This is a genomic window from Pseudomonas sp. Irchel s3f10 (assembly GCF_900187515.1).
In the GTDB taxonomy this organism is placed as follows: domain Bacteria; phylum Pseudomonadota; class Gammaproteobacteria; order Pseudomonadales; family Pseudomonadaceae; genus Aquipseudomonas; species Aquipseudomonas tensinigenes.
Genome location: NZ_FYDZ01000010.1, coordinates 107,858 through 126,051, shown reverse-complemented (window position 1 = coordinate 126,051; position 18,194 = coordinate 107,858). Strand labels below are relative to the sequence as shown.

The following is an 18,194-nucleotide window of genomic DNA, read 5'->3' as shown; positions in this document are numbered from 1 at the left end:
ATTTCCAATGGCTTTAATCGCTCGAGCTCGCAAAAAGCGCAAGCCGGTCGCCGAGATGAACGTGGTGCCTTACATCGACGTGATGTTGGTACTGCTGGTCATCTTCATGGTGACCGCGCCGATGCTCAATCAGGGCGTGAAAGTTGATCTGCCCAAGGTTTCCAGCGAAGCCTTGCCGCAGGACAACAACACTCAGGTCCTGACCATTTCGATCAAGGCTGACAAGACCTACTACTGGAACCTTGGCAGCGAAGTCGATACCGAGAAGCAACAGGACAGGGCCATGACCCTGCCGCAAATGACCGACGCGGTGACCAAGATCATTCGTGCTGGCACTGAAGGCGGCAAGCGTACCCAGGTCTTCATCCGCGGTGACAAGACCGTCGACTACGGTTCCGTCATGGGCGCCATGGGCGGGTTGCAGAAAGCCGGGGTCGGTAATGTTGGTTTGATTACCGAGGCCCCCTGATGCAGCAACAGCGAGAGCCGTCCGCCTCGGAAAGCTACTTCTGGCCTAGTGTTCTGGCAATTGTCCTGCACGTGCTGGTGTTCGGCATGCTGTTCGTCAGTTTTGCCTTTACACCAGAGCTGCCGCCGGCCAAACCGATTGTCCAGGCGACCCTCTACCAGCTGAAATCGAAAAGTCAGGCAACCACCCAGACCAATCAGAAGATTGCGGGTGAGGCGAAGAAATCCGCCGCGCGCCAGACCGAAGTCGAGCAGATGGAGCAGAAGAAGGTCGAGCAGGAAGAGATCAAGGCCGCTGCGGAACAAAAGAAAGAAGAAGCGGCTCAAAAAGCCGAGGAAGCCAAGAAGGCCGACGAGTCGAAGAAAGCAGACGAGGCGAAAAAGGCTGACGAAGCCAAAAAAGCCGACGAAGCCAAGAAGACCGCCGAAGCCAAGAAGGCTGAAGAGAAACAATTGGCTGATATAGCCAAGAAGAAATCTGAAGAAGAAGCGAAAAAGGCTGCTGAAGAAGAGGCCAAGAAAGCCGCTGCTGAAGAAGCCAAGAAGAAGATCGTCGAAGACGCGAAGAAGAAAGCCGCCGAAGACGCCAAGAAGAAAGCTGAAGCTGAAGAGGCGAAGAAGAAAATCGCCGACGAAGCGAAGAAGAAAGCTGCTGCCGATGCTGCGAAGAAGAAAGCGCAGGATGCGGCACGTAAATCGACCGAAGACAAAAAGGCTCAGGCCTTGGCCGATCTGCTTTCCGACACGCCACAGCGTCAGCAGGCCTTGGCCGATGAGCAGGGTGACGAAGTCGCGGGCAGTTTCGATGACCTGATTCGTGCGCGAGCGGCAGAAGGTTGGGCTCGTCCTCCTTCGGCACGCAAAGGCATGACGGTCGTGCTGCAAATCGGCATGTTGCCGGACGGTACGGTGACTTCGGTCAGCGTGGCCAAGTCCAGTGGCGACGGTCCGTTTGATGCTTCGGCAGTCGCGGCAGTGAAGAATATTGGACGTTTGACAGAAATGCAGGGAATGAAGCCGAGCGATTTCGCTCCGTATCGTTCATTCAAGATGACATTCACACCTGAGGATCTAGCCTTGTGAGAAACCTTCTTCGAGGAATGCTGGTCGTGATCTGCTGCATGGCAGGGATCGCGATGGCAGATGAAAAGAACATTCTGGTTACCAGCGGCAGCGATCGGGCTACCCCGATCGCCGTTGTACCGTTCGGCATGCAGGGCGGTGCCGTGCTGCCGGACGACATGGCAGAAATCATTGGTAACGATTTGCGTAACTCGGGCTACTACTCGCCGATTCCAAAGCAAAACATGATCAGCCAGCCAAGCCAGCCGAGCGAAATCATCTTCCGTGACTGGAAGGCGGTGGGTGCTCAATACATGATGGTTGGCAGCATTGCCCCAGCCGGCGGTCGCCTGCAGGTGCAGTGGGCACTGTTCAACGTGGCCACCGAGCAGAAAGTGGCAGACGGCAGTGTTTCCGGCACCACCGAGCAATTGCGCGACATGGCGCACTTCATCTCCGACCAGTCGTTCCAGAAACTGACCGGTATCGAAGGTGCGTTCTCGACGCGTCTGCTGTACGTGACAGCCGAACGTTTCTCCGAGAAGAACACGCGTTACACCCTGCAACGTTCTGACTATGACGGTGCCCGCGCCGTGACTCTGCTGCAATCGCGCGAGCCGATCCTGTCGCCGCGCTTCGCACCGGATGGCAAACGCATCGCCTACGTGTCGTTCGAGCAGAAGCGTCCGCGCATCTTCATGCAGAACATCGACACCGGTCGCCGTGAGCAGATCACCAACTTCGAAGGTCTGAACGGCGCGCCAGCCTGGTCGCCGAACGGCGATCGCCTGGCGTTCGTACTGTCGAAAGACGGTAACCCGGACATTTACGTGATGAACCTGGCTTCGCGCCAGATCACCCGTGTGACCGCAGGTCCTGGCATCAACACCGAACCGTACTGGGGCAAGGATGGTTCGACCATCTACTTCACCTCGGACCGCGGCGGCAAGCCTCAGATCTATAAAACCAGCGCCAGCGGCGGTGGTGCCGAGCGTGTGACGTTTGTAGGTAACTACAACGCCAACCCGAAACTTTCGGCAGATGAAAAGACTTTGGTGATGATCCATCGTCAGGATGGCTTCACCAATTTCAAGGTGGCAGCTCAGGATCTGCAGCGAGGGAGTGTAAAGATCCTCACTGATAGCACTCTGGACGAGTCACCTACTGTTGCGCCCAACGGCACCATGGTAATCTACGCCACCCGCCAACAGGGCCGGGGAGTCTTGATGCTCGTGTCCATTAATGGACGCGTTAGGCTCCCGCTTCCTACCGCTCAAGGCGAAGTCAGAGAACCGTCCTGGTCCCCTTACCTGAAGTGAGCGGGCGCTACACGTTTTACTTAACACACTGGGGTTCATTAGGAGTTTCACGATGGAAATGCTGAAGTTTGGTAAATTTGCTGCGCTGGCTCTGGCCATGGCTGTAGCTGTAGGTTGCTCGTCCAAAGGCGGCGACAACGCCGGTGAAGGCGCTGTTGATCCAAACGCTGGTTACGGCGCAAACACTGGTGCCGTTGACGGTTCCCTGAGCGAAGAAGCTGCTCTGCGCGCAATCACCACCTTCTACTTCGAATACGACAGCTCGGACCTGAAGCCAGAAGCCATGCGCGCTCTGGACGTTCACGCCAAAGACCTGAAAGCAAACGGCGCTCGCGTTGTTCTGGAAGGCAACACCGACGAACGTGGTACTCGTGAGTACAACATGGCACTGGGCGAGCGTCGTGCGAAAGCCGTTCAGCGCTACCTGGTACTGCAAGGTGTTTCCCCAGCTCAGCTGGAACTGGTTTCCTACGGCGAAGAGCGTCCAGTTGCTACCGGCAACGACGAGCAGTCCTGGGCTCAAAACCGTCGCGTCGAACTGCGTAAGTAATTCGATATGCGAACGTGCCGTCGTGCTGTAACTGTTCTGGCTCTCAGCCTCGCGCCGCTTGCGGCGTGGGCTGCGGTTCCTGTGGTCGATGACAACTCCGGTTATAACAATAGCGGGAGCAGTTATCCGCCTGCAGGTTACGGTACGAACGGCGCCTATGCCGGGGGAGCGGCTTCGGCCCCTGCCTCGGCACAAGGCATGCTGTTCAACCAACTGCAACAAATGCAGGATCAGATATCGCGCCAGCAAGGTGTGATTGAAGAACTGCAGAATCAGGTTGCGCGCATGAAGCAGGAATCCCTGGAGCGATACCAGGATCTTGATCGGCGCATAGGATCCGGCGTTGCACCTGCCGCGACTCCTGAGAATTCTTCTGCCGGTGGCGATGCAAGTGCTGCTGCCGGTGCTGCCGCTGGCGCCGGGGCTGCTGCCCAGGCACCTGCTGCAAGCAGCGAACCGGGTGATCCGGCCAAGGAAAAGCTGTATTACGATGCCGCTTTCGACCTGATCAAAGCCAAGGATTTCGACAAGGCCAGCCAGGCTTTTGCCGCTTTCCTGCGCAAATACCCGAACAGCCAATACGCGGGCAACGCCCAGTACTGGTTGGGCGAAGTCAATCTGGCCAAAGGCGATCTGCAAGGTGCAGGTCAGGCTTTCGCCAAGGTTTCGCAGCTGTATCCCAAGCACGCCAAAGTGCCGGACTCGCTGTACAAGCTGGCTGACGTAGAACGCCGCCTCGGTCATACCGACAAGGTCAAAGGCATTCTGCAGCAGGTGGTGGCCCAATACCCGGGCACGTCCGCCGCTCAGTTGGCTCAACGCGATCTGCAACGCATGTAAGCACGCTTGACCCGTTTGGAAGAAACCCGCGCTTGTCGCGGGTTTTTTCGTTAGAATTCACGCCCTTTTTCTGAAACACGCTTCTTGCGGTCTACGCGTTGGCGGGATTGCCTGAAGTGCCTGACGGAGGCGGACAGCCTGTTTAGCTGTTACGCCCGTGGCGACTATGCAAGACACATTGAGAATCACCGAAGTTTTCTACTCGTTGCAGGGGGAAACGCGGACTGCCGGGCTGCCCACTGTTTTTGTGCGCCTGACCGGTTGCCCTTTGCGTTGCCAATACTGCGACAGCGCCTATGCCTTCAGCGGCGGCACCGTCCGTACCCTCGACGATATCCTCGAGCAAGTGGCCGGATTTCGTCCGCGCTACGTCTGTGTCACCGGTGGTGAACCGCTGGCGCAGCCGAACGCCATTCCTTTGCTCAAACAGCTGTGTGATGCCGGTTACGAGGTCTCGCTGGAAACCAGTGGCGCCCTCGACGTCTCGGCTGTCGATCCGCGCGTCAGTCGCGTTGTCGACCTGAAGACGCCGGATTCGAAAGAAGCCCATCGCAACCGTTACGAGAACATCGAACTGCTGACGCCCAACGATCAGGTGAAGTTTGTTATCTGCTCGCGGGACGACTATGACTGGGCCGTCTCCAAACTGATTCAGTACGGCCTTGATCGGCGTGCCGGCGAAGTGCTGTTTTCCCCAAGTCACCATGACCTCAATGCGCGGGATCTGGCGGACTGGGTGGTGGCGGACAACCTGCCGGTGCGCTTGCAATTGCAGTTGCATAAATATCTGTGGAACGACGAGCCGGGGCGCTGAGATGACTGAACAACTGAAGACTAATGAAAAGCGCGCCGTCATCCTGCTGTCCGGCGGCCTCGATTCGGCGACCGTCGTGGCCATGGCACGCGCCGAAGGCTACCGCTGCTACACCATGAGCTTCGACTACGGCCAGCGTTCGCACGCCGAACTGCACGCCGCTGCCCGCGTCGCCCGCGACTTGGGCGTGGTCGAGCACAAGGTGATTGGCCTCAACCTCAATGGTATGGGCGGCTCGGCACTGACCGACACCAGCATCGACATCCCCGAAGAGTTGGGCGAAGGCATTCCGGTGACGTACGTGCCGGCGCGTAACACGGTGTTCCTGTCGCTGGCGTTGGGCTGGGCAGAAGTACTGGGTGCACGCGACATCTTTATTGGTGTCAACGCCGTGGACTATTCCGGTTACCCGGATTGCCGCCCCGAGTTCATCGAGTCGTTCGAGCGCATGGCCAATCTGGCGACCAAGGCTGGCGTTGAAGGCAACGGTTTCCGCATCCAGGCGCCGTTGCAGAACCTGAGCAAGGCACAGATCGTTCAGGCGGGCGTTAAGCTCGGCGTTGATTATGGCCTCACCGTTTCCTGCTATCAGGCCGACGATGACGGCCGCGCGTGCGGTAAATGCGACAGCTGCCGCCTGCGCGCAGAAGGCTTTGCGGCCGCTGGTGTGGACGACCCAACACCTTATTTTTGATTATTTTCAAAAAGGTGTTGAATAGTCCTTAAAAATCAGTATTATACGCGCCACCACACAGCGGGTCGTTAGCTCAGTTGGTAGAGCAGTTGGCTTTTAACCAATTGGTCGTAGGTTCGAATCCCACACGACCCACCATATTTGGCGGTTTAGAAAATCCGGAAGGCCCACGAAAGTGAGGATTTCCGGGTTTTTTTTTGCCTGTAATTTCGCTCCGCGTTATTTCACTACCCGCAGCGCTGACGCAGGTCAGAATCATCTTTTGTATCAACGGGATATTCTGTAGCCTTGCGCAGCTTCAATGCTGTCCGTGCCTGATAATATTCACTCTCCCGGCGGTACCCTCAAGCGGTCCGGAGCCGGGTGTATACTCGACTTTCGCGCGAAAGCGCCTGCAGGTCTTGCGAACATGACGCAGATTTCCGAACGCCTTCTGGTTCAAGCTCACCTCGATGCCAAACAGCCCAAACCGCTGACCGCTGAGGAAGAGGCTTATTACCGTTCCGCCATTGCCGCCGAGCTCAAGGCTCAGGACGCGGTGCTGGTGGCCCACTTTTATTGCGACCCGGTGATTCAGGCTCTGGCCGAAGAAACCGGTGGCTGTGTCTCTGACTCTCTGGAAATGGCCCGCTTCGGCAACGCTCATCCGGCCAAAACCGTGGTGGTCGCCGGCGTGAAGTTCATGGGCGAGACCGCGAAGATCCTCAACCCGGAAAAACGCGTGCTGATGCCGACTCTGGAGGCGACCTGCTCGCTGGACCTGGGTTGCCCGGTCGACGAGTTCTCGGCGTTCTGCGATCAGCACCCGGAGCGCACGGTGGTGGTCTATGCCAACACTTCCGCTGCTGTGAAAGCGCGGGCTGACTGGGTGGTGACATCGAGTTGCGCGCTGGAAATCGTCGAAAGCCTGATGGACAACGGCGAGACCATCATCTGGGGTCCGGACAAGCACCTCGGCACGTACATTCAGCGCAAGACCGGCGCCGACATGCTGCTGTGGGACGGTGCCTGCATCGTTCACGAAGAGTTCAAGTCCAAGCAGCTCGAAGACATGAAAGCGTTGTACCCGGACGCTGCGATCCTCGTGCACCCGGAGTCGCCAACGTCGGTGATCGAACTGGCGGACGCCGTGGGTTCCACCAGCCAGTTGATCGCTGCCGCGCAATCGCTGCCGAACAAGACCCTGATCGTTGCGACCGACCGTGGCATCTTCTACAAGATGCAGCAGTTGTGCCCGGACAAGGTCTTTATCGAAGCGCCAACCGCCGGTAACGGCGCGGCGTGCCGCAGTTGCGCACATTGCCCGTGGATGGCCATGAACACCCTTGAGCGCACGCTGAAGAGCTTGAAGGAGGGGGCGAACGAGATCTTTGTCGATCCGGCGTTGATTCCGCAGGCTATTCGGCCGTTGAAGCGGATGCTGGATTTCACCCAGGCGGCGCGGATGAAGCTGGCCGGTAACGCCTAAGCTCTTTCAGACACACCCCAGAACCTGTGGGAGCGAGCCTGCTCGCGAAGGCGGTGAATCAGCAGACATAAATGTTGGCTGACACTAAGCCTTCGCGAGCAGGCTCGCTCCCACAGTGGTTTTTGGTGTCTGGTAGTTATTTGGTCTTCTTCGGGATTCGTACCACGCGGGTATCGGAGTAGATGTCATGCCACGTGCGCTTCTGCTTGTCGTAAAGCGACCAGAAAAATCCCAGCCCTACGCACAGCCACGAAGCGATCGACACCATAAACCGCAACAGAGCCTGCCACAGGCTGATCGCCGTGCCATCGGCGTTCTGTACGCGAATGCCCCACACCTGCATGCCCAGTGTCTGCCCGCCATGGGTCCAGAACTTGGCAAAGAACGCAAACAGCACCAATACCAGCACTGTCGAGTAGAGCGGATCACCGTCCAGTTGCCCGGCATCGGTCATCACCCGCAGACGCTCTTCGCCGATGATCGCTGCCTGGATCATTTTGTAAACGAAGCCGGTAACGATCAGCAATGCGGTGCACAGCAAAAAGTCATAGAACATCGCGGCCAGACGGCGACCTAGACCAACGGGAGGGAAATCCCCTTGGGGCGTGAGCAGGTTTTTCGACATGGCAGCCTCTGGACGCAAAATGAAGCGCCATTTTACGGATTCGCGCGCACAAAAAAGCCCCTGATATCAATATCAGGGGCTTTTTCGTAACAGAAATCAGGCTTCTGCTTGTACTTCGTCAGCCTGCATGCCTTTCTGGCCTTGCACAGCAACGAAGGTCACTTTCTGGCCTTCTTTCAGGCTTTTGAAGCCGTTGCCCTGAATGGCGCGGAAATGCACGAACAGATCCGGACCGCTTTCTGGAGTGATAAAACCAAAACCTTTCTCGTCGTTAAACCACTTGACGGTACCGCTCTGACGTGTGGACATTTCTTATTTCCTTTGACGCAAAAATTGATGACAGTCTCTTTCTCATGAAAGAGTACTGGGGCTGGTTGCAGGAGAGTAAGAAGACGTCGAACGGGATGTAGCTAACTTGTAGGCTACTGCCCAGGTCACGATTCCAAGCTGACCCATGCAAACACAGTGGAGAAACTCTACGCCAACTACGGGAGAAAAAACAAGCCCTGCGAAGCCCCCGGTTTTACTGAGCCTGAGCAAGTTAATCCTTTCACTAGTGCAGCCTTAGACGATTCGCTTGTTCAATTGTTTTCGAACGTTATAAGCAAAGTTCATATTCGAATCGATTGTTAGAAAATGCACTTTTTTGTGGCGATTGCGTGACACATTAGTGCACGCATTACGCAATCGCGTTACTTATAGAAACAGTCAATCAACCGCGATAGTAGCGTTGTGGAACAAATGGCATTTTGCTTACAAGCATTGGCACCTTTTTCCCACGCACGATGGCCCAAACCGGTGTGTCGAGGGTGACATAAGCGCTGTCGAGGTAACCCATCGCCAACGGCCCACCCAAGGTCGGACCGAAACCGCCGCTGCACACGCTGCCGATGATTTCGCCGGCTTCGTTGACGATTTCTGCGCCTTCACGCACTGGCGTACGTTCTTGCGGCAGCAGGCCGACGCGTTTGCGCGCGACGCCATTCTGTTGCTGGGCGAAAACGTTCTCCGCGCCCGGGAAACCGCCGGCCCGCGCGCCATCAGCGCGACGTGGCTTGGAGATCGCCCATAACAGGCTGGCCTCGATTGGCGTGGTCTCGGTGTTCATGTCGTGGCCGTAGAGGCACAGGCCGGCTTCCAGGCGCAGCGAATCGCGGGCACCGAGGCCGATGGCCTGGACTTCCGGTTCAGCGAGTAGGGCGCGCGCAAGTTTTTCCGCATCAGCGGCCGGAACGGAGATTTCGAAACCGTCTTCACCGGTGTAGCCCGAACGGCTGACAAAGCATTCGACGCCCAACAGATTCTCACGGGCGAACTGCATAAAAGTCATTTTTTCAACGGAAGGCGCCAGTCGCGCCAGCACCGTAACGGCCGCCGGACCCTGCAATGCCAGCAGTGCGCGCTCCTCGAACAGCGCCGTAATGGTGCACTGAGCGCCGATGTGCTTTTGCAGGTGGGCCAGGTCCTGATCCTTGCACGCGGCGTTGACCACCAGGAACAGTTCGTCGTTGCCGAGGTTGGCAACCATCAGGTCGTCGAGAATGCCGCCGTTGTCGTTGGTGAACATCGCGTAACGCTGCATGCCCACCGGCAGATCGATGATGTCTACCGGCACCAGGGTTTCCAGGGCTTTGGCGGCATTGGCACCGGTCAGGCGGATCTGACCCATGTGCGAGACGTCGAACAGCCCGGCCTGTTCACGGGTGTGCTGGTGTTCTTTCATCACGCCGAGCGGGTATTGCACCGGCATGTCGTAGCCGGCGAACGGCACCATGCGGGCGCCGAGTTCGATGTGCAGAGCGTGCAGCGGGGTTTTCGACAGTTGTTCGGTGGACATGCGTGGCTCCTTGAAAATTTGAGTTTGGGGGTATGGGGCTAGATCAAGATCAAAAGCCCCTCACCCCAGCCCTCTCCCGGAGGGAGAGGGAGTTAGGTACGTTTATCTCCCGGAGGGAGAGGGCTGGGGGTGAGGTCAGCATTCGATGATGTTGACCGCCAGACCGCCACGGGCGGTCTCTTTGTATTTGCTTTTCATGTCGGCGCCGGTCTGGCGCATGGTGCGGATGACTTTGTCGAGTGAGACGAAATGCTGGCCGTCGCCGCGCATGGCCATGCGCACCGCGTTGATGGCTTTCACCGAGCCCATCGCGTTGCGCTCGATGCACGGCACCTGCACCAACCCGCCAATTGGGTCGCAGGTCAGGCCGAGGTTGTGTTCCATGCCGATTTCCGCCGCGTTTTCGACTTGCTGAACACTGCCGCCGAGCACTTCACACAACGCGCCGGCCGCCATTGAGCAGGCCACGCCGACTTCACCCTGACAACCAACTTCAGCGCCGGAGATCGAGGCGTTTTCCTTGTAGAGAATGCCGATGGCCGCCGCGGTCAGCAGAAAGCGCACGACGCCGTCGTCATTCGCGCCGGGGATGAAGCGCATGTAGTAATGCAGTACCGCCGGAATGATCCCCGCTGCACCGTTAGTGGGTGCGGTGACTACGCGGCCACCATTGGCGTTTTCTTCGTTGACCGCCAGTGCGTAGAGATTGACCCAATCAAGCACTGACAAAGGATCACGCAACGCCGATTCCGGGTTCTTGCACAGTTGTCGATGCAACGCCGCCGCTCGGCGTTTGACCTTCAAACCGCCCGGCAGGATGCCTTCGTTACGACAACCGGCGGCGACGCAGTCCTGCATCACTTGCCAGATTTTCAGCAGGCCGGCACGGGTCTCCGCTTCGGGGCGCCAAGCGCTTTCATTAGTCAGCATCACCTGACTGATCGACAGACCGTAGGTGGCGCAATGACCGAGCAAGTCCTTGGCACTTTTGAACGGGAAGGTCAGCGGCGTGGCGTCTTCGACGATGCGATCGGCTCCGGCCGCGTCTTCATCGACGACAAAACCACCACCCACCGAGTAGTACTCGCGGCTGCGGATCTGAATCCCCGCCGCATCAAAGGCGCGGAAGATCATGCCGTTGGGGTGATAGGCCAGCGGCTTGCGGATCATCGCCAAGTGTTCTTTCTCGTTGAACGCAATGCTGTGTTCACCGAGCAGATTCAGTCGGCCGTTGCCGCGAATTTCTTGCAGGCGCGCGGCGACGGTTTCGGTATCGACGGTGTCCGGGTGTTCGCCTTCGAGGCCGAGCAGCACGGCTTTGTCGCTGCCGTGACCTTTACCGGTGGCGCCGAGGGAGCCGTAGAGTTCAACGCGAACGCTGGCGGTGGTGGTCAGCAGGTGTTCACGTTGCAGGCCTTCGGCGAAACGGGCAGCTGCACGCATCGGGCCGACGGTGTGGGAACTGGAGGGGCCGATGCCAATCTTGAACAGGTCGAACACGCTTAACGACATGAGGGGGGCTCCTGCGGAGCAGTGGTGAGCTTCAAGTTGCAAGCTACAAGTAAAAGCGGATCGGGTTTTTCCTTGCGGCTTCTATAAGGCCGCAGTGCGTGCAGCAAGATACAAACCGCAAGTAAAAAGCAGATCAGCCCTTACTTGCAGCTTGTAGCTCAAAGCTCGCAGCTGCTTTCCTTAAGCGTAGCTTTCGATCGACGGGCAGGCGCACACTAGGTTGCGATCGCCGAAGACGTTGTCGACACGACCGACCGGCGGCCAGTATTTGCCTTCAATCAACGACGCAACCGGATAAACGGCCTGCTCGCGGCTGTACGGGTGGGTCCACTCGCCAACCAGTTCCGCAGCGGTGTGCGGCGCGTTCTTCAGTGGGTTGTCGTCCTTGTCCAGCGTGCCGTTTTCCACCGCGCGGATTTCTTCGCGGATACGGATCATGGCGTCGCAGAAGCGATCCAGTTCTTCCTTGGATTCGCTTTCGGTCGGCTCGATCATCAGCGTGCCGGCGACCGGGAACGACATGGTCGGTGCGTGGAAACCGAAGTCGATCAGGCGCTTGGCGACGTCATCAACGCTGATGCCGCTGCTGTCTTTCAACGGACGCAGATCGAGAATGCACTCGTGCGCCACCAGACCGTTGCTGCCGGTGTACAGCACTGGGTAGTGCTCTTCCAGGCGACGGGAAATGTAGTTGGCGTTGAGGATCGCCAATTGGGAAGCACGCTTCAGACCCGCGCCGCCCATCATGCGAATGTACATCCAGGTGATCGGCAAAATACTTGCGCTGCCGAACGGTGCCGCGCAGACCGCGCCTTCCTTGCGTTCCATCTGGCCGTGGCCCGGCAGGAACGGGGTCAGGTGCGACTTGACGCCAATCGGACCAACGCCCGGGCCGCCACCGCCGTGGGGGATGCAGAAGGTTTTGTGCAGGTTCAGGTGCGAGACGTCGCCGCCGAACTTGCCCGGTGCACAGAGGCCAACCATCGCGTTCATGTTGGCGCCGTCGATGTACACCTGGCCGCCGTTGTCATGAATGATCGCGCAGATTTCGCGGATGCCTTCTTCGAACACGCCGTGGGTCGACGGGTAAGTGATCATCAGCGCGGCGAGGTGCTCGCGGTGCTCGATGGCTTTGGCGCGCAGGTCTTCGATGTCGACGTTGCCGCGGGCATCGCACGCAGTCACGACAACGCGCATGCCAGCCATGTTGGCGGTGGCCGGGTTGGTGCCGTGGGCGGACGAGGGGATCAGGCAGATGTCGCGACGCTCATCGCCACGGCTCTGGTGATAGGCGCGGATCGCCAGCAGGCCAGCGTATTCACCTTGCGAACCGGCGTTCGGTTGCAGCGAGATCGCGTCGTAACCGGTGGCGGCGCAGAGCATCGCTTCCAGTTCGTCAGTCAGTTGCTGGTAACCGGCGCTTTGTGCGGCCGGGGCGAACGGGTGCAGCGCACCGAATTCAGCCCAGGTCACCGGGATCATTTCGCTGGCGGCGTTGAGTTTCATGGTGCACGAACCCAGCGGGATCATGGTGCGATCCAGTGCCAGGTCTTTGTCCGCCAGTTTGCGCAGGTAGCGCATCAGCTCGGTTTCCGAGTGATAACGGTTGAACACCGGGTGGCTGAGGATTGGCGACTGGCGTACCAGCGATGCTGGGATGGTGCTTTGCACCGAGGCGGCCAGCGCAGCGAAGTCCGGCAGGGTCTTGCCGTCGGCGAACAGGCCCCACAGGGTTTCGATGTCCGCCTGGGTGGTGGTTTCATCAACCGACAGGCCCAGACGCTGAGCGTCGATCACGCGCAGGTTGATCTGCGCAGCGTGCGCCTTGTCATGCAGCACGGCGGTTTGTGCGCCGGTGGCCACGGTCAGGGTGTCGAAGAAACTGGCTTGTTCGACTTTCGCGCCGAGCGCGGTCAGGCCCTTGGCCAGAATCGCGGTCAGGTGATGCACGCGGTTGGCGATCTTCGTCAGGCCTTTCGGGCCGTGGTAGACGGCGTACATGCTGGCGATGTTGGCCAGCAGCACCTGTGCGGTGCAGATGTTCGACGTGGCCTTCTCGCGGCGGATGTGTTGCTCGCGGGTTTGCATCGCCAGACGCAGGGCCGGCTTGCCGAAACGGTCAACCGACACGCCGACCAGACGGCCCGGCATATCGCGTTTGAACGCATCTTTGGTGGAGAAGTACGCGGCGTGCGGGCCACCGAAGCCCAGCGGCACGCCGAAACGTTGTGCCGAACCGATGGCGACGTCAGCGCCGAACTCGCCCGGCGCGGTCAGCAGGGTCAGGGCCAGCAGGTCAGCGGCCACAGCCACCAAAGCGTTGGCAGCGTGGAAGCGTTCGGTCAGTTCGCGGTAGTCGAAGACATCACCGTTGCTCGCCGGGTATTGCAGCAGCGCGCCGAAGAACGGCGTTACGTCGGTCAGTTCACGCTCGTCGCCGACGACAACGTCAATGCCCAGCGGCTCGGCACGAGTGCGCAGCACGTCGAGGGTTTGCGGGTGGCTGTGGATCGAGGCGAAGAATTGGTGGCTGCCCTTGTTCTTGCTCAGGCGTTTGCAGAAGGTCATGGCTTCGGCAGCGGCGGTGGCTTCGTCGAGCAGCGAGGCGTTGGCGATCGGCAGGCCGGTGAGGTCACTGATCATGGTCTGGAAGTTCAGCAGCGCTTCGAGACGACCCTGGGAAATTTCTGGCTGATACGGGGTGTAAGCGGTGTACCAGGCCGGGTTTTCCAGCAGGTTGCGCAGGATCGGCGACGGCGTGTGGCAGTTGTAGTAGCCCTGGCCGATGTAGGTCTTGAACAGCTGATTTTTGCCGGCGATCGATTTGATCATCGCCAGTGCATCGGCTTCGCTCAGGCCGTCGTCCATGCCGAGCACGCTGGTGCCCTTGATGCTTTCCGGGATGACGCTGGCGCTCAGCGCTTCGAGCGAGTCGAAGCCGAGGCTGTTGAGCATGGCTTGCTCGTCACCGGCGCGCGGGCCGATGTGACGGGCGATGAATTCGTTGGCGGTGCCAAGGTTTACTTGAGTCATGTCGGTATTCCTCAGGCTTCGGCTTGGGCTTTGATCAGACGGTCGTACGCGTCCTGGTCGAGCAGTTTGGCTACGGCCGAAGCGTCGCTTGGCTGGAAGCGGAAGAACCAGCCTTCACCCAGTGGATCTTCGTTGACCAGTTCCGGAGCGTCTTCGAGCGCCGGGTTGACGGCCAGTACTTCGCCATCGAGCGGCATGTACACGCCGCTGGCGGCTTTTACCGATTCCACGGTGGCGGCTTCGGCGCCTTTTTCGTAGGCCTGCAGCTCAGGCAGTTGCACGAACACCACGTCGCCCAGGGCGTTCTGCGCGAAAGCGGTGATGCCGACAGTAACGCTGCCGTCAGCTTCGGTGCGCAGCCATTCGTGATCTTCAGTAAAACGCAACTCGCTCATGGAAACTCCTCAGGGGGCCAGACTCGTCTGGTGGACGCGGTGGAATAGTCGGGCGCGAAGGCCCTTATTTATGAGGGGTTGATTAGCAAGAATGCGGCCAAGGTTTATTTATCTTTATAAATCAATAATTTAGATATTGGAGGGGGCGACACGGGAGGCATCTCTGTAGCGAAATCGCTACAGCATGGAGCGAGGATAAAAGCTGAACGGGATCAAAGCCTTGCACAGCGGTGATCGGAGGAGGGTGTATTGATATCGTTCCGCTGTAGCGCTTTCAGTACAGTTGAAGGTCGTTTTTAAACTGGGAACCCGGATTTTTTGAATTGGAAACCCGGACTGTAGGAGCTGCCGAAGGCTGCGATCTTGACCCGGGCAATACACATCCAAAGTCAAAAGATCGCAGCCTCCGGCAGCTCCTACAAGGGGATTCGTGGTGGGTTCAGGGCTTGTTGGGAATGCCGTACTTGCGCAATCGATGCGCGATGGCCGTGTGCGAAGTTTGCAGGCGGCTGGCCAGTTGGCGGGTCGAGGGGTAGCTGACGTAGAGCTTTTCCAGCAGCGTTTTTTCGAAGGACTCGACGGCTTGTTCGAGGCTGTCGACATCGCTGTCGGTTTGCCGTGCGACCGAGGTGCCAGCAATATCGAGATCGCCAATATCCACCAGACTGCTCTCGCAGATCGCCGCCGCGCGGAAGATCACGTTCTGCAATTGCCGCACGTTGCCCGGCCAGCGGTTGCCGAGCAGCGCCGGGTAAGTCCCCGGGGCGAGGCGGCAGACCGGGCGCTGAATTTGCGCACAAGCCTGCTGCATGAAATAGCGTGCCAGCAACAGAATGTCCTGGCCGCGCTCGCGCAGCGGCGGGACTTCGACGTTGAGCACGTTGAGGCGGTAGAACAGGTCTTCGCGGAACAGGCCTTCGCTGACCATTTTCTCCAGATCACGGTGGGTCGCGCTGAGGATGCGCACATTGACCTTCACTTCACGATCGCCACCGACGCGGCGGAAGCTGCCGTCGTTCAAGAAACGCAGCAGTTTGGCCTGCAAGTACGGCGACATCTCGCCGATCTCATCGAGAAACACCGTGCCCTGGTTGGCCAGTTCCATCAGCCCCGGTTTGCCACCGCGCGCTGCACCGGTGAAGGCACCGGGGGCGTAGCCGAACAGTTCGCTTTCGGCGAGGTTCTCCGGCAGCGCTGCGCAGTTGAGGGCGAGAAACGGTGCGCTGTGCCGAGTGCTGATGGCGTGGCAGGCACGGGCAACCAGTTCTTTACCGGTGCCGGTTTCGCCCTGGATCAGCAGCGGCGCATCGAGGGCGGCAACCCGTTGCGCACGAGCCTTGAGCGTGCGGATTGCCGGGGATTCGCCGAGCAATGCATCGAAACCTTCGGCGTGATCGTGGTGCAGTGCCGAGAGTTGTTCACCGATGCGGTTGGGTTGGTACAAGGTTAGCAGCGCGCCCGCGTCGGTGATCGGCGTGGCGTCGAGCAACAGGGTCTGACCGTTGACGGTGATTTCGCGCAGCGGCAGGCGGAAGCCGTGTTCGAGCAAGGTGTCGAGCAGGGCCGGATCGTTGAACAGTTCAGAGACGCTTTCACCCGCCGGCTCACGACCGTACAACGCGATCAACGCCGGGTTGGCCAGCAGCACCTTGCCGGCGCTGTCGAGCGCGAGTACCGGGTCGGTCATCGCCGCGAGCAAGGCATCGAGCTGCAAGTGCCGACGCTGGCCGGGGAGGATGTCGACCACGGTCACCGCGACCACGCCGAGCACGCGAAACAACGCATCTTTCAGTTCTTCGAGCACTTGCGGGCTCAGGGTCGGCGCGTCGATGTAGACGTTGGGCGGGATCATCTCCACCGCATCCAGATTGAGATTGCGCCCGCCGAGGATAGCCAGGACTTCCTGGGTGATGCCGACGCGGTCGATGAAGCTGACGTGGATACGCATGGGGCGGTTCAGTGATCTGCAGAGCGGAGGGTGGCAAGTATGCCTTAAATCAAAAACGCCCTCACCCCAGCCCTCTCCCGGAGGGAGAGGGAGCCGACCGAGGTGTCTGAGGTTTGACATCGACCTGAAAGAACCAGTCGATTATGGATTCGGTAAAGCGAGTTCAGGTCGGTGTAACTCTAGAGCATCCCCCAATCAGTCCCCTCTCCCTTTGGGAGAGGGCTAGGGTGAGGGGCTTTTGCGGGTTATTCGAAATGCTCAAGATTGACCGGATCCCCGGACTTCATATCAAGTTGCTTGCGGATGTCTTCAAACATCATGTCGTAATGCTTGTGAACCGAGCCGATCTGGCTGTGCGTCTTGGGAATGCCGTACTTCTCGGCGATTTTCGTCACATTGTTGGCAAAGTTGTAGGCCTCCTCTTTGGGCAGGAAGAACGTCTCTTTCATGTCCTTGCCCTGAAGGTTGCCATGCATCGTGAACTGGATGCCTTTGCCTTTTTTGGGATCGCTGAACACTTCATAGTCGAGGTGCACGTTGTAACTGACGTCATCCGGCGTCAACGCGTGTCGCTCAATATGCAAATGACCGGGTTCAAACTGGGCCATGGGTTTCTCCTTTCAAGGCATGGGAGAAGGGCAGACCCTCGGTCTGCCCCCGGAGTTTCTAATTATCGGTAAGTGATGCCCGGCTTCGCCGTGGTCACGCGAGTACCTGCAGTACCTTGGACAATCGCTTCGATATCCGCCAGCGAACCGATCACCGCGACCTTGCCAGTATGGCGCGCGAATTCGCAGGCTGCCTGCACCTTCGGCCCCATCGAGCCGGCAGCGAAACCGAGGCGTTCGAGTTCGTCCGGGTGCGCTTCGGCAATGGCTTTCTGCGTCGGTTTACCGTAGTCGATGAACGCCGCGTTGACGTCCGTGGCGATCACCAGCAGGTCGGCTTCCAGTTGCTCGGCGAGCAGCGACGAGCACAGGTCCTTGTCGATCACCGCCTCGATGCCTTTGAGGTTACGGTTCTCGTCATACATGGTCGGAATGCCGCCGCCACCGGCGCAAATCACGATGCTGCCCTTGTCCAGCAACCACTTGATCGGGCGGATTTCGAAGATGCGTTTTGGCCGTGGGCTGGCCACCACACGGCGGAACTTGTCGCCGTCCGGAGCGATTGCCCAGCCTTTTTCGGCGGCGAGTTTTTCCGCTTCGGCCTTGTCGTAGACCGGGCCGATCGGCTTGGTCGGGTTCTGGAAGGCCGGATCCTTGGCGTCGACTTCAACCTGGGTCAGGAGGGTGGCGAAGGGCACCTCGAAATCGAGCAAATTGCCCAGTTCCTGTTCGATGATGTAGCCGATCATGCCTTCGGTTTCGGCACCGAGCACGTCCAGCGGGTAAGGGGTGACGGAGGTGTAGGCCGCCGCTTGCAACGACAGCAGGCCGACTTGCGGGCCATTGCCGTGGGCGATGACCAGTTGGTTGCCGGGGTGGATCTTGGCGATTTGCTCGGTGGCGATGCGGATGTTGGCGCGCTGATTGTCAGCGGTCATCGGTTCACCACGGCGGAGCAGGGCGTTACCGCCCAGCGCTACGACGATACGCATAATGCATGTCCTTTTTCGTGTTGATCGTT

17 protein-coding genes and 1 tRNA gene are annotated in these 18,194 nt (G+C 59.0%); 9 read left to right on the top strand and 9 right to left on the bottom strand.

The window, feature by feature from the left end:
• Positions 1-16: 16 nt before the first annotated feature.
• The 9 genes from tolR to nadA all read left to right on the top strand — a co-directional run bounded on the left by tolR (position 17) and on the right by nadA (position 7,215).
• On the top strand, positions 17-469 hold the full coding sequence (gene tolR / locus CKW17_RS20695) for a protein TolR (RefSeq protein ID WP_161806672.1): 453 nt from the start codon (positions 17-19) through the stop codon (positions 467-469).
• Complete coding sequence (gene tolA, locus CKW17_RS20690) at positions 469-1,551, top strand: cell envelope integrity protein TolA (protein ID WP_016983827.1); 1,083 nt, start codon at positions 469-471, stop codon at positions 1,549-1,551. Before tolR ends, tolA begins: the two co-directional genes overlap by 1 nt.
• 17 nt (positions 1,552-1,568) lie before the next feature.
• Complete coding sequence (tolB, locus tag CKW17_RS20685) at positions 1,569-2,849, top strand: Tol-Pal system beta propeller repeat protein TolB (protein ID WP_016983828.1); 1,281 nt, start codon at positions 1,569-1,571, stop codon at positions 2,847-2,849.
• Positions 2,850-2,901: 52 nt separating this feature from the next.
• A complete protein-coding gene (pal, locus tag CKW17_RS20680; RefSeq protein ID WP_003178634.1) occupies positions 2,902-3,399 on the top strand; it encodes a peptidoglycan-associated lipoprotein Pal in 498 nt (165 codons plus the stop codon).
• 6 nt (positions 3,400-3,405) lie between these two features.
• On the top strand, positions 3,406-4,239 hold the full coding sequence (ybgF, locus tag CKW17_RS20675; RefSeq protein ID WP_007912724.1) for a tol-pal system protein YbgF: 834 nt from the start codon (positions 3,406-3,408) through the stop codon (positions 4,237-4,239).
• Positions 4,240-4,405: 166 nt separating this feature from the next.
• Positions 4,406-5,053: a 7-carboxy-7-deazaguanine synthase QueE gene (gene queE, locus CKW17_RS20670; protein ID WP_007912722.1), complete on the top strand. Its 648-nt coding sequence runs from the start codon at positions 4,406-4,408 to the stop codon at positions 5,051-5,053.
• A gap of 1 nt (position 5,054) precedes the next feature.
• Positions 5,055-5,747: a 7-cyano-7-deazaguanine synthase QueC gene (gene queC / locus CKW17_RS20665; protein ID WP_095121314.1), complete on the top strand. Its 693-nt coding sequence runs from the start codon at positions 5,055-5,057 to the stop codon at positions 5,745-5,747.
• Positions 5,748-5,809: 62 nt separating this feature from the next.
• Positions 5,810-5,885: transfer RNA gene (locus CKW17_RS20660), tRNA-Lys, on the top strand.
• A 271-nt stretch (positions 5,886-6,156) separates the two neighbouring features.
• Positions 6,157-7,215 (top strand): quinolinate synthase NadA, encoded by a 1,059-nt coding sequence (gene nadA / locus CKW17_RS20655; RefSeq protein WP_064119112.1) that lies wholly within the window; start codon positions 6,157-6,159, stop codon positions 7,213-7,215.
• Between the two features lie 136 nt (positions 7,216-7,351).
• Here the strand turns inward: nadA and CKW17_RS20650 are convergent, their stop codons facing one another.
• From CKW17_RS20650 to arcC, 9 genes are all read right to left on the bottom strand, one after another.
• On the bottom strand, positions 7,352-7,840 hold the full coding sequence (locus CKW17_RS20650; RefSeq protein WP_095121313.1) for an RDD family protein: 489 nt from the start codon (positions 7,838-7,840) through the stop codon (positions 7,352-7,354).
• A gap of 96 nt (positions 7,841-7,936) precedes the next feature.
• Positions 7,937-8,149 carry a cold-shock protein gene (locus CKW17_RS20645; protein WP_003227496.1) on the bottom strand — a complete coding sequence of 71 codons (213 nt, stop codon included), beginning with the start codon at positions 8,147-8,149 and terminating at the stop codon, positions 7,937-7,939.
• 403 nt (positions 8,150-8,552) lie between these two features.
• Complete coding sequence (gene gcvT, locus CKW17_RS20640) at positions 8,553-9,677, bottom strand: glycine cleavage system aminomethyltransferase GcvT (RefSeq protein WP_095121311.1); 1,125 nt, start codon at positions 9,675-9,677, stop codon at positions 8,553-8,555.
• A 135-nt stretch (positions 9,678-9,812) separates the two neighbouring features.
• Positions 9,813-11,189: an L-serine ammonia-lyase gene (locus CKW17_RS20635; protein WP_095121310.1), complete on the bottom strand. Its 1,377-nt coding sequence runs from the start codon at positions 11,187-11,189 to the stop codon at positions 9,813-9,815.
• 180 nt (positions 11,190-11,369) lie between these two features.
• The gene (gene gcvP, locus CKW17_RS20630; protein WP_095121308.1) at positions 11,370-14,222 is read right to left on the bottom strand and encodes an aminomethyl-transferring glycine dehydrogenase; all 2,853 of its coding nucleotides are present in this window, start codon (positions 14,220-14,222) and stop codon (positions 11,370-11,372) included.
• An 11-nt stretch (positions 14,223-14,233) separates the two neighbouring features.
• A complete protein-coding gene (gene gcvH / locus CKW17_RS20625) occupies positions 14,234-14,617 on the bottom strand; it encodes a glycine cleavage system protein GcvH (RefSeq protein ID WP_095121307.1) in 384 nt (127 codons plus the stop codon).
• Positions 14,618-15,056: 439 nt separating this feature from the next.
• Positions 15,057-16,565, bottom strand: coding sequence for a sigma-54-dependent transcriptional regulator (locus tag CKW17_RS20620; RefSeq protein ID WP_095121305.1), 1,509 nt, complete (start codon positions 16,563-16,565; stop codon positions 15,057-15,059).
• Between the two features lie 245 nt (positions 16,566-16,810).
• Positions 16,811-17,173, bottom strand: coding sequence for a DUF5064 family protein (locus CKW17_RS20615; RefSeq protein ID WP_095121303.1), 363 nt, complete (start codon positions 17,171-17,173; stop codon positions 16,811-16,813).
• A 62-nt stretch (positions 17,174-17,235) separates the two neighbouring features.
• A complete protein-coding gene (gene arcC / locus CKW17_RS20610) occupies positions 17,236-18,165 on the bottom strand; it encodes a carbamate kinase (protein ID WP_034153407.1) in 930 nt (309 codons plus the stop codon).
• Positions 18,166-18,194: the final 29 nt, after the last annotated feature.

Excerpts from the sequence above, each read along its gene's own strand:
- tolA (WP_016983827.1), top strand. The coding sequence starts at position 469 with ATGCAGCAACAGCGAGAGCCGTCCGCCTCGGAAAGCTACTTCTGGCCT.
- tolB (WP_016983828.1), top strand. The coding sequence starts at position 1,569 with ATGCTGGTCGTGATCTGCTGCATGGCAGGGATCGCGATGGCAGATGAA.
- pal (WP_003178634.1), top strand. The coding sequence starts at position 2,902 with ATGGAAATGCTGAAGTTTGGTAAATTTGCTGCGCTGGCTCTGGCCATG.
- ybgF (WP_007912724.1), top strand. The coding sequence starts at position 3,406 with ATGCGAACGTGCCGTCGTGCTGTAACTGTTCTGGCTCTCAGCCTCGCG.
- queE (WP_007912722.1), top strand. The coding sequence starts at position 4,406 with ATGCAAGACACATTGAGAATCACCGAAGTTTTCTACTCGTTGCAGGGG.
- queC (WP_095121314.1), top strand. The coding sequence starts at position 5,055 with ATGACTGAACAACTGAAGACTAATGAAAAGCGCGCCGTCATCCTGCTG.
- nadA (WP_064119112.1), top strand. The coding sequence starts at position 6,157 with ATGACGCAGATTTCCGAACGCCTTCTGGTTCAAGCTCACCTCGATGCC.
- CKW17_RS20650 (WP_095121313.1), bottom strand. The coding sequence starts at position 7,840 with ATGTCGAAAAACCTGCTCACGCCCCAAGGGGATTTCCCTCCCGTTGGT.
- CKW17_RS20645 (WP_003227496.1), bottom strand. The coding sequence starts at position 8,149 with ATGTCCACACGTCAGAGCGGTACCGTCAAGTGGTTTAACGACGAGAAA.
- gcvT (WP_095121311.1), bottom strand. The coding sequence starts at position 9,677 with ATGTCCACCGAACAACTGTCGAAAACCCCGCTGCACGCTCTGCACATC.
- CKW17_RS20635 (WP_095121310.1), bottom strand. The coding sequence starts at position 11,189 with ATGTCGTTAAGCGTGTTCGACCTGTTCAAGATTGGCATCGGCCCCTCC.
- gcvP (WP_095121308.1), bottom strand. The coding sequence starts at position 14,222 with ATGACTCAAGTAAACCTTGGCACCGCCAACGAATTCATCGCCCGTCAC.
- gcvH (WP_095121307.1), bottom strand. The coding sequence starts at position 14,617 with ATGAGCGAGTTGCGTTTTACTGAAGATCACGAATGGCTGCGCACCGAA.
- CKW17_RS20620 (WP_095121305.1), bottom strand. The coding sequence starts at position 16,565 with ATGCGTATCCACGTCAGCTTCATCGACCGCGTCGGCATCACCCAGGAA.
- CKW17_RS20615 (WP_095121303.1), bottom strand. The coding sequence starts at position 17,173 with ATGGCCCAGTTTGAACCCGGTCATTTGCATATTGAGCGACACGCGTTG.
- arcC (WP_034153407.1), bottom strand. The coding sequence starts at position 18,165 with ATGCGTATCGTCGTAGCGCTGGGCGGTAACGCCCTGCTCCGCCGTGGT.